Annotated in this window: 9 protein-coding genes and 1 pseudogene; 6 read left to right on the forward strand and 4 right to left on the reverse strand. The window is 67.7% G+C overall.

Annotated features, from left to right (window positions below):
- Positions 1–18 precede the first annotated feature (18 nt).
- Together ACT4MF_RS17580 and ACT4MF_RS17585 are read right to left on the reverse strand one after the other, a co-directional pair.
- Positions 19–771, reverse strand: coding sequence for a topoisomerase DNA-binding C4 zinc finger domain-containing protein (locus ACT4MF_RS17580; RefSeq protein ID WP_180271687.1), 753 nt, complete (start codon positions 769–771; stop codon positions 19–21).
- 84 nt (positions 772–855) lie between these two features.
- Positions 856–3198 (reverse strand): DEAD/DEAH box helicase, encoded by a 2343-nt coding sequence (locus ACT4MF_RS17585; protein WP_444683582.1) that lies wholly within the window; start codon positions 3196–3198, stop codon positions 856–858.
- Between the two features lie 192 nt (positions 3199–3390).
- Here ACT4MF_RS17585 and ACT4MF_RS17590 point away from each other — a divergent pair, with 192 nt between their 5' ends.
- The 5 genes from ACT4MF_RS17590 to ACT4MF_RS17610 all read left to right on the forward strand — a co-directional run bounded on the left by ACT4MF_RS17590 (position 3391) and on the right by ACT4MF_RS17610 (position 9036).
- Complete coding sequence (locus tag ACT4MF_RS17590; RefSeq protein ID WP_444683583.1) at positions 3391–3741, forward strand: TRAM domain-containing protein; 351 nt, start codon at positions 3391–3393, stop codon at positions 3739–3741.
- A 94-nt stretch (positions 3742–3835) separates the two neighbouring features.
- Positions 3836–7522 carry an LAGLIDADG family homing endonuclease gene (locus ACT4MF_RS17595; RefSeq protein ID WP_444683584.1) on the forward strand — a complete coding sequence of 1229 codons (3687 nt, stop codon included), beginning with the start codon at positions 3836–3838 and terminating at the stop codon, positions 7520–7522.
- A complete protein-coding gene (locus tag ACT4MF_RS17600; RefSeq protein ID WP_444683585.1) occupies positions 7523–7831 on the forward strand; it encodes a DUF7854 family protein in 309 nt (102 codons plus the stop codon).
- Between the two features lie 51 nt (positions 7832–7882).
- Positions 7883–8221, forward strand: a complete 339-nt coding sequence (locus tag ACT4MF_RS17605; protein ID WP_444683586.1) for a DUF7855 family protein — start codon at positions 7883–7885, stop codon at positions 8219–8221.
- Positions 8218–9036, forward strand: a complete 819-nt coding sequence (locus ACT4MF_RS17610; RefSeq protein ID WP_444683587.1) for a DUF7856 family protein — start codon at positions 8218–8220, stop codon at positions 9034–9036. Before ACT4MF_RS17605 ends, ACT4MF_RS17610 begins: the two co-directional genes overlap by 4 nt.
- 75 nt (positions 9037–9111) lie before the next feature.
- On the opposite strand, the gene ACT4MF_RS17615 is transcribed toward ACT4MF_RS17610, so the two are convergent.
- Complete coding sequence (locus tag ACT4MF_RS17615; RefSeq protein ID WP_444683588.1) at positions 9112–9531, reverse strand: Rieske (2Fe-2S) protein; 420 nt, start codon at positions 9529–9531, stop codon at positions 9112–9114.
- A gap of 121 nt (positions 9532–9652) precedes the next feature.
- On the opposite strand from ACT4MF_RS17615, the gene ACT4MF_RS17620 reads away from it, so the two are divergent.
- Positions 9653–10603, forward strand: coding sequence for a DUF7351 domain-containing protein (locus ACT4MF_RS17620; protein WP_444683589.1), 951 nt, complete (start codon positions 9653–9655; stop codon positions 10601–10603).
- A 133-nt stretch (positions 10604–10736) separates the two neighbouring features.
- On the opposite strand, the pseudogene ACT4MF_RS17625 reads toward ACT4MF_RS17620, so the two are convergent.
- A pseudogene (locus ACT4MF_RS17625) lies at positions 10737–10832 on the reverse strand (superoxide dismutase); the annotation flags it as partial.

Genomic DNA, 10832 nt, shown 5'->3' on the forward strand with positions numbered 1-10832 from the left:
GCCGGGTTTCCTCCCGGTTTATTCGTGCGCCGTGTGCCCCTCGCGCTCGCAGCTCCCGTCCAGACAGCCGCGACCGGCGGCCGTCTCGAACACCGGGAGCCCGCAGTCGCACTCGTCGACGACGACGCCGGAGGGGATCGAGAGGGTGGTCTCACACTCCGGGCGGCGTTCGCAGGCGAGGTACACGCGACCGGGCGCGGACTGGACGGTGAGGTCGCCACCGCAGTCCGGGCAGTCCCAGACGCGGTCGAACCGGTCGCTGACGGCGGCCTCCATGGGATCGCAGGCGGGATCGAGACAGAGGTGGAACGGCTCGCCGCGCTCGATCCGGATCTTCGGAAGCCCGCAGTCCTCACAGACCCCGTCGGTGACGCTCGCGCCGGCCGGGAGGCCCCAACGGGTCTCGCAGTCGAGGCAGGTTACGTCGCCGCGCGAGCGCACCAGCGTTCCGCCGTCGTCCGGGCAGGTGCCGACCGGGAGCCCCGCCTCAGTGACCGGCAGCGCGCGGCTCGCGGTCGCCTCCTCGGCGACGACGCGGAGCCGACGGGAGCCGTCGCGGGCGGTGATCGAGAACCCGTCGCCGTCGCCCTCGACGACGACCGAGTCGGGGCGAGTGAGCCACGCGACCGGCTGGTAGCCGTCGGCGTCGTGGACGAGCGTGGTGTCGTCGGGCTTGACGAGGACGACGACGCGCCCGCGGTGGGTCCGGGAGCGGTCGCCGCGTTCGGTCACTCGGCAGTCGCCTGCGAACACGCGGAGTCGTTCGGGCATACGGCGGGTGGCCCCGGTATGGGTGAAAAGCGGTCGGAGCGGAGGTTTATGCGCGATGCGGAGCGCTCGCCGACGCCGGGGGCGCTACTCCACTCGAACCGTCCGCGCGGCCCTGACGGGCATCAGCGGCAGGTCGGGGAAGACGACCTCGACGAGGAACTCCAGTTCGTCGGCGTCGGGGGGGCCGAACACCCCGACCGGGACCGTCGTCTCGCCGTCGAGGTACGTCGTCGTCGCGGTCATCTCGACGTCGTTGACGGTGACCCTGATTCCCGCGCGAGCGCTCCCGGAGACGGCGGCCACGGCGACCTCGCACATCTCGTTTTCGCCGACCGCGATCGCGTCGGGGAACTCGCCCCAGTCAACGTCGACCCGGGGGCAGTCGCGGGCGGCATCGACGATGCGCTCGGCGACGGAGCCGCTCATGCCGGCGCGTTCGAGTTCCGTCGCGCCCGCGTCGACGACGGCGGCGGGGGAGGTGAGCCCGGCGTCGGCGAGCCGCTCGGCGCGGCCGGAGCCGACGCCGTCGATCGCGGTGAGCGCGACCGCCTCGCGGGAGACGCCGTGCTCGACGCGCGCCTCTACCCGGCACGCGAGGTTGGCGGCGCGGGGGCCGGCGAACCGATCGAGGAACTCCGAGAGCGCGGCGAGCAGTCGGAGCGCGTTCTGTCGGATCACCCACGCGTCAGAGCGCAGGTCCGAGGGGATCGTGTCGGCCATCCCGGCGACCAGAATGGCGAACACCTTGCGGTGGCCGTCCTCCAGGTCGGTGTCGCGGCCGTCGAGGATGCGGTCGATCGCGTCCGACTCGGCCGACCGCGCCGAGACGGAGTCGAACTCGCCGGCCGCCGCGACGGTCTCTAACACCGAATCGACCGTGAGCGTCTCCCGGTCGGCGAGCCGGCTGAACCGCCGGGCCGTGTCGAGCCGGAGGTAGTACTTCGAGGCGAGTCGCCCGAGCGCGGTCGGTTCGATCGCGAGCTCGTCGTCGGCCGCGACGAACCCGTCGTCGACGAGGGATTCGAGGGTGTCGCGGACCCGATCGCGGAGCGTCGGGAAGTCGTACACGTCCGGCTCCGACCGCGCGCGGACGTAGTAGAACGTGGTCTCCAACCACGCCATCACGTCCTCCAGTCCGCGGATGGTGCCCATCGCGATCTCCGCGTTGAGATGCGACTCCAGTTCGGCGGCGAGCCGCGACTCGATCGCTTTCCCCTCCTTCAGCAGCGCGCGGTATTTGTCGGCGTCAGCGCGGTCGCAGACCACCCAGCCGTATCCCACGTCGTCGTAGCCGGGGCGGCCGGCGCGCCCGAGCATCTGGAGCACGTCGAGCGGCGAGATGTCGGTCTCGCCCTCCAGCGGGTCGTGATACTTCGTGTCGCGGATGACGACGCAGCGCGCCGGGAGGTTCACCCCCCACGCGAGCGTCGACGTCGAGAAGAGGATCTTGATCTTCCCCTGCTTGAACCACTCCTCGACGCGGTCGCGGTCCTCCTTCCCGAGGCCCGCGTGGTGGAAGCCGACGCCGTCGGTGACCGACTGGCGGAGGGTGTCGTTGGTGAGCTCTGTCGCCTCGTTGTGGAAGTCGTAGTCGCCCCGCGAGTCGATCGGGATGTCTCGGTCGGTGATCTCGTCGCGCGCCTTCTTCGCGGCCTGCACCGTGTCCTGTCGCGAGGAGACGAACACGAGCGCCTGCCCGTCCTCTCGCACGTGCGGCTCGGCCAGATCGAGCGCGCGGTAGAGGCGGCGGTACTTGTCGGCGAAGGCGTTGGAGCCGTGCGAGTACGTCTTCACGCCGGTCTCCAGGTCGACCGGGCGGTACTCGTCGCCGAACGCGTAGGTCGTCTCCGCGGGCGCGTCGAGCCACTCGGCCACGTCCGCGATGTTCGGCATCGTCGCCGAGAGCGCCACGACGCGCGGGTCTTGGAGGCGGCGAAGCCGCGAAACGGTCACTTCGAGCACCGCGCCGCGCTTCTCGCTGTCGAGCAGGTGGACCTCGTCGATGACGACGCAGTCCACGTCGGTGATAAAGGAGTAGCGCCCGGAGTCGTGCTTTCGAGTGGCGCTGTCGGCCTTCTCGGGGGTCGTCACGAGCACGTCCGCGCGCTCCGCGCGGCGGGGGTTCAGGTCGCGCTCGCCGGAGACGACGTACACGGAGTAGCCGAGCTCCTCGAAGCGCTCCCACTCGCTCTCCTTCTCGTTTGTGAGCGCGCGGAGGGGTGCGACGAAGAGCGCGGTGCCGCCCTCCGAGAGCGTCTTGCAGATCGCGAGCTCGGCGAGCGCGGTCTTCCCGGAGGCCGTCGGCGCCGACGCGACCACGTTGTGGTCGGTCTCTAAGATCCCCGGCAGCGCCTCGCGTTGCATCCGGTTGAACTCCTCGAACCCGAAGGCGTCGGCGAACTCCGGCACCTCGTCCGCGACCTTCACGCCGCACCACGCCCGTGGGCGACTCGACGGCGACCGAGAGTCGTTCGCATCACGTCGAACGGGGGGCTTCGAGAGCAAAGGCGTTTCTCATGCGGGCGGCCGGATCGAGGGGCGGTGTCGACGGCGCGTCCGTCGCGTCCGGACCCACCGCCGACCCCGAGCGTTTAGGTGACCACGGACCGACCGCCCGGTATGTTACCGTCGTCGCCCGTCGTTCTCGGTGCCGCAGCCGTGATCGCCCTGGTCGTCGTCCGCCGCCTTCGCGCCCCCTCGTCGGACGCGCGCGAGTCGAAGCGCGCCCACGAGGCCGCCCAAGAGCGCGACCCGCCGGTCGAGATCGGCGAGACGTACGAGTTCGGCGTCACCGAGCTCACCGACCACCACTCCGGCGAGGAGGTCGCGGTCGGAAAGGTGGAGGGGTTCGTCCTCTTCACCGAGGACATCCCCGGCGACGTGGGGAAAGGCGACGTGATTTGCGCGAAGGTGCTCTCGTTCAACGAGGGACGCACCTCCGCGGACGCGACGTTCGTGACGAAGGCCTAGCGGGACCGGAGCCGGGAGTCGATCGCGGACCGGCGAGATCCACCTCTGCCCCGAGCATGAGGTTCATACGTGATGGTGACGAAGTGGCTTCGTAATGGCTCAGGCCGGGAATCAGGACCTCACGGAGCGGTTCATTCAGTTCTACCGCAACTACTACCGCGAGGAGATCGGCACCCTCGCGCAGCGATACCCCAACGAACAGCGCTCACTGTACATCGAGTACGACGACCTCTACCAGTTCGACCGCGACCTCGCCGAGGACTTCCGCACGAAGCCGGAGCAGATGCGCGAGTACGCCGAGGAGGCGCTGCGACTCTACGACCTCCCCGCGGACGTCAGCCTCGGGCGCGCCCACGTCCGGATCGAGAACCTCCCCGAGAGCATCGACATCCGCGGCATCCGCGTCCACGACGACCACATCGGCAAGCTCGTCTCGATCAAAGGCATCGTTCGCAAGGCGACGGACGTGCGCCCGAAGGTAACCGAGGCCGCCTTCGAGTGCCAGCGCTGCGGCACGATGACGTACATTCCCCAGAGCGACGGCGGGTTCCAGGAGCCCCACGAGTGTCAGGGGTGTGAGCGACAGGGACCGTTCCGCGTCAACTTCGACCAGTCGGAGTTCATCGACTCCCAGAAGCTCCGCATCCAGGAGTCGCCCGAGGGGCTCCGCGGGGGCGAGACGCCCCAGAACATCGACGTCGACATCGTCGACGACATCACCGGCAAGGTGAGCCCCGGCGACCACGTCACCTGCGTCGGCGTCCTCCACATCGAGCAGGTCGAGCAGGGGAACGAGAAGTCCGCCATCTTCGACCTGTACATGGACGGCGTCTCCATCGCCATCGAGGACGAAGAGTTCGAGGACATGGACATCACCGAGGCGGACAAACGGGAGATCATCGAGCTCTCCAACCGCGAGGACATCTACGAGGCGATGGTCGGCTCCATCGCCCCGGCCATCTACGGCTACGAGGAGGAGAAGCTCGCGATGATCCTCCAGCTGTTCTCGGGCGTCACCAAACACCTCCCCGACGGGTCGCGGATCCGCGGCGACCTCCACATGCTCCTGATCGGTGACCCGGGTACTGGGAAGTGTCAAAAATATGATACAAAAGTGACGCTGGCCGACGGAACAGAACGGGCCCTCGGAGAAGTAGTAGAGTCGAGCCTCGACGATCCAATAGAAGTTGACGACGGCGTGTACGAACCGGTTGACATTGACCTTCAAACCGTAACGGAAGAGGGAGAATTGGAGACCGGAACCGCGACGAAGGTCTGGAAACGGGAAGCACCGGATGAGATGTACCACATCACGATGGCCTCAGGGAGGGAAGTGGAAGTGACGCCATCGCATCCGCTGTTCAAACAGTTGGACAGAGGGTTATCACCCCAGCGGGCGGACCGACTGGCGGAAGGTGATCTCATCGCCGTCCCCGGAAATATCGACGCTGATTGGGACGATTCGCTGGACGTTTCGTTCGAAAAGGTCGAAACCCACAACGCGAACTCCTTCACCCCGCCCAGTCAGGTCGATCCCACGCTGGCGCGGCTTCTTGGGTATATCATCGCCGAGGGCCACACCCATATCTCGGGATCGAGCGCCGCTACCGCGGTCACGAACGTCGACGAGGAGATCCTGACCGACGTGGAGAACTGTTTCCGGGAGTTGGGTGTTCGGTGGTCTCGGCGGGGGAAACACGGTCACGAGACCGCCGAGATCGTCCGCTGCTCCTCGTTGGAGTTCGTTCGGTTCCTCAAAGAACTCGAACCGGCAATTCTCGAGAGTTCCGCGGATCAGCTCGTCCCCGGTTGTCTCAAACGCGCAAGTCCGGAGAACAAGGCAGCGTTCCTAAAAGCGTATGTCGACAGCGAGGGGACCGTCTCCCCCAAAGAACGCGAGATCACGGTTTCCTCGATGAGCAGAGAACTGTTGGTTGGTGTACAGACATTGCTTGTCGCGTTCGGCATTCAGAGCCACCTTCGGAGACGCCATAACGATAGTTACCGACTGCGTATCAGCGGTCGAGACTTCGTCAAATACGTCGACGAGATCGGATTCGTTACTGACCGCAAAACGACAGCTTCGGAAGCGTTCGGCGACGTTCCAGAGAACACAAATACGAATGTGGTGCCCGGTCTGAGTGATGACTTCCGGCGGATCCGAGAGGCCCTTGCGTTGTCGCAGTTCGATCTCGAACTCCCGCGTCCAACGTACCAACACTACGAACGCGGCGACAGAAATCCGAGTCGGTCGAACCTGAGGGCGGTTGTCGACGCGTTCGAGACCCGGTTAGACTGGCTTCGTAAGAAGCGTACCGAACTGTTGGATGGCGACTGGGAGGCGGTCGAGACACTGCGGGAGGAACTGAATATCTCGCAAAAAGCGTTGTCGGACGGTATGGACGTCTCACAGACCGCGATCAGCTACTATGAGCGAAACGGTGTCGCACCCGACGGTGGACAGACATCGGCCGCCAAAGAGGTGGTTCTCGACCGGCTCGACGAGGCGCTGTCGGTCGCCCCCGACGTTGCCGAACTCGATCGGCTGTGCGCGAACGATATCCATTGGGACCGGATCGAGTCCATCGAATCAGTCGAACCGGACTACGAGTGGGTCTACGATCTCGAGGTCGCGGACACGCACACGTACCTCGGGAACGGTGTCGTCTCTCATAACTCCCAGATGATCTCGTACGTCGAGAACATCGCTCCGCGCTCCGTGTACACGTCCGGTAAGGGGTCGTCCGCGGCGGGTCTCACCGCCGCGGCCGTCCGCGACGACTTCGGCGACGGCCAGCAGTGGTCGCTCGAAGCTGGCGCGCTCGTGCTCGCTGACAAAGGGATCGCCGCCGTCGACGAGCTAGATAAAATGGATTCGTCTGATAGGTCGGCAATGCATGAGGGGCTCGAACAACAAAAAATCTCCGTCTCGAAGGCGGGGATCAACGCGACGCTGAAGGCGCGGTGTTCCCTCTTGGGCGCCGCGAACCCCAAGTACGGCCGGTTCGACCAGTACGAGCCGATCGGCGAGCAGATCGACCTCGAACCCGCGCTCATCTCGCGGTTCGACCTCATCTTCACGGTGACGGACAGTCCGGATCCGGAGCACGACTCCCGACTGGCGAAACACATCATCAAGACGAACTACGCCGGCGAGCTCAACACCCAGCGCGAGGAGTTGGCGAGTTCCGAGTTCACCTCGGACCAAGTCGCGGAGGTGACCGAAGAGGTCGCCCCGGAGATCGACGCCGAACTGCTGCGGAAATACATCGCGCACGCAAAGCGCTCCTGTTACCCGACGATGACGGAGGAGGCGAAGGAGCTCATCGAGGAGTTCTACGTCGACCTGCGCTCGAAGGGCGCCGACGAGGACGCGCCGGTTCCGGTCACCGCCCGGAAGCTGGAGGCGATGGTCAGGCTCTCGGAGGCGAGCGCCCGGGTCCGTCTCTCGGACACCGTCGAGCGCGAGGACGCGGACCGGGCGACGGACATCATCGAGTCGTGTCTCAAGGACATCGGCGTCGACCCGGAGACGGGGCAGTTCGATGCCGACGTCGTCGAGACGGGCACCTCGAAGAGCCAGCGCGACCGCATCAAGAACATCAAGGGACTCATCGCGGACATCGAGGAGGAGTTCGAGGAGGGCGCACCCGTCGACGAGGTGCTCGACCGCGCCGGCGAGATCGGGATGGATCCGGGGAAGGCCGAACAAGAGATCGAGAAGCTCCGGACCAAGGGCGAAGTGTACGAACCCAAGCAGGGCCACCTCCGGACGACGTAGATGGACCGGATCTCCGCGATACGGAACGTCGAGGACGCGCTCCGCGCGTTCGAGAACGGCGACGCCGACCTCGCCGACACCGAGCGGCGCGTGGCGGCGGTCCTCCGGACGTACGCCACCGAGTTCGACGGCGACGACGACGTGTTCCGCGCGGTCGGCGACGACGCGGTCGACGGGACGGTCGTGGTCGCGCCCTCGGCGCCGGCGGCCCGAGAGCGCGTGCTCGCGCTCTCCGGCGGCGATCGTTTATCTGATTCGACAGGTGGGGACGGCGACTCTGTCCCCGAATTCGACGTGGAACGGGTGTGATCGGCGTATCGGTTCGGAACCGATAAGTTCCGGAGCCGATCAGGCGCGTTCGTGCTGCTGGTCGTGACGTATTCGGCGGCTGCTCGCACCGGCCTCCGAAACCTGTGTCGCCGCCACGAGGAGGCGGTCGCGCGGCGGTTCGGGCGGGCGGCGCTGCTCGGCGAGACGGTGTACGCCGCGTTCCTCGCGCTCCGACTGCGCGAGACGCACGGCGGGGACGTACAGATCGAGCGGACGGAGCCGTTCAACGAGTTCGTCGCGCTCGACGACCCGGTCCGCGAGGCGGCGAGCGCGTACGCGAACCGCGAGGAGAAGGCGACGCCGTACGCCGCGTTCGCGGCCGGGACTAACCACCCGGATCCGGAGTCGATGCGGGGCGACGAGCTGTGACCGGGGCGGACGGACAGGGTGACCCGGAGCGGTCCGACGACGCGTCCGAAAGCACCGCGGCCGACGCCGTCGATCCCGGACCGGCAGTCGCCGACCCGGCCGCCGTGATCGGTCGCGTTCCGACAGAGGCGGGTCTCCGACGCGAACTCGCCGCGGCGGCCCGAACGCTCGGGCTGTCGTCGTCGATCGAAGGGCGGCTGATCGAGCTCCGCAATCGCGTCGCGGCAATCGAAGTCGAACCGGTCGACCTCGACGCGGCCCGGCGTCGGGTCGCGGACGCGAGCGGCGAGGAGGAGCGGCTGAAGGAGCGTGTCGCGGCCCTCCGGGGAGGGGTCCAAGCGCGCCGGGAGATCGAGGCGGAGACCGACGAGGCCCTCGACGAGTTGCAGTCGGCCGCCGCTGAGCTGTCGACCGCACAGAGCGAACGGATCGCGGCCGAGCAGGCGCTCCGACGCGCACGCACGCGAGCCGCCGACGCCCGCGACGCCCGCGAGCGGCGCCTCGAACTCCGGGATCGGCTCCGGAACCGGCGGCGAGACGCGCGGCGAGAGCTCGCGAGAGAGGTGTACCCGTCGTTCCGTGACGCGCTGGCGGCCGTGCCGGGCGTCGATGTCGACGACGCCGGCGCGGATCCCGGGGCGTACGACGGCCCGTCGCTTGCGGCGTCGCTGGCGGCGGTCCGGATCGCTGACCTCGACGGGGCGGTCGTCCTCGGCGCGGAGGCGCTCGGGTGGATCGCCGAACGCGGCGGTTCGGCGCCTGAATCCGTGCTCGACGGGCCGGTAGTTCGACCGTGCGGCCGTCCGCGGCTCTGACGGGGTGGGTCGGGGGGACGCCGCACAGCCGCCGACCAGCGGCGACGACTGCGGGGCCGATCCGGCCGCGGCGGCTCAAAACGAGACGTGCGAGGTCGACCCCGGCCCGTCGTCGCCGTCGGTCACGCCGCCGTCGTGCAGGTAGTCGTACTGCTCGTCGGTGAGGAGGATGGCGTCGCCGTCGACCGCGATATCGACGCCGGGCAGGGTGGTCCCCGACGCCTCCCCGTTGTCGCACTCGCCGGAGCAGGCGTCGAACATCGACCCGTGCCGGGGGCAGATGATCTCGCCGTCGCGGATCGCCGCGCCGCGGCCCGCGTCGAAGCGCTGGTCCTCGTGGGTGCAGCTGTTGACCCACGCCCTGACGCCCGGGTCGCCCTCGCAGAGGACGAGGATGACCTCCGTCTCGTTTCCGAAGGCATCTTCGGCGGTGAAGCGGTACGAGCCGCCCGCAGGAACCTCGGAGCGATCGGCGATCGCGGTGGCGTCCGACATGGGATCGCCGTAGGCCCGTCCGGTCGAAAAGCCTGCCGACCGGTTCGGTCGTCGGGCTGCGCCGGTTCGACGACCGGGCCCGGTCGATGGGTTTTATCCGGTCGTGCCGCGTGGATCCGGTGTGAGTCAGTTCGATCGGACCGCCGGCGCGGACGCGGGTGCGGAGACCGACGCGACCGCGGATGCCGACGGCGACCTGACGGCCGCCCTCCGGACGGAGTCCCGGGTCCTCCCCGCGGAGGTGTTCGCCACGCTCGGCAACGACACGCGGGTCGACATTCTGCGCGCCCTCCTCGAACTCGGCGCCGACGAGGAACCCGTGAGCTTCACCGACCTCTTCGAGCGGGTCGACATCGACGACAGCGCCAACTTCAACTACCACCTCCGCCAGCTCACCGGCCACTTCGTCAAACAGAGCGACGACGGCTACGAGTTCCGCTACCCCGGTCGGAAGGTCGTCAGCGCGATCTTTACCGGCACCCTCACCGAGCGCGCACAGGTCGGATTCTTCCCGGTCGAGGGGACGTGTTACGACTGCGACGGCGAGCTCCACGGCTGGTACGTCGACGACACGCTCACCGTGGGGTGTGCTGACTGCGGCACGATTCAGGTGAGCTACCCGTTCCCCTCCGGCGGGCTCGACGACCGCACGACCGACGAGCTGTTGCAGGCGTTCCACCACTACGTCCGCCACCACTACTGCCTGGCCGCGGACGGGGTCTGTCCCGAGTGCACCGGCGCGGTCGAGACGACGCTCGTCCGCGACCCCGACGATGAGGACCTCGACGTCGCCGTCGAACACGTCTGTCGGCGGTGTAACTACCGGCTGCGGTCGACCGTCGGGGTCACCCTGCTGGACCACGCCGAGACGCTGCTGTTCTTCTCCGAGCGCGGCGTCGACCTGAACACCGAGCCGTTCTGGACGTTCGACTGGTGCGTGAGCGACGAGCGGACGACTGTCGTCTCCGACGACCCGCTCCGGGTCCGGCTCTCGCTGCCCTGCGCAGGCGACGAACTCCGCGTGGTCGTCGACGAGTCGGTGAACGTGGTGGAGACGGCGCTCGTGGAGTGATCGAAGGGAGGGAGGTGACGCCCCCGTTGCTCGCGGAACGAACGCGTCCACCGGGCGAAAGGAGCGACCCGGCGGGGAGTAGAATACCTCGGTGCGGTCGGTCACGCGCCGACCGATCGGACGACGGTCGTCGTTACTCGAAGAGTTCGACAGCCTGCTCGTAGCGGGTCGACGGCTCTTCCCAGTCGACGACCTCGAAGAAGTTGTCGACGAACTCGCCGCGGGCCGG

The sequence above is a fragment of the Halorubrum sp. FL23 genome, from assembly GCF_052439115.2.
Taxonomy (GTDB): Archaea; Halobacteriota; Halobacteria; order Halobacteriales; family Haloferacaceae; genus Halorubrum; species Halorubrum persicum.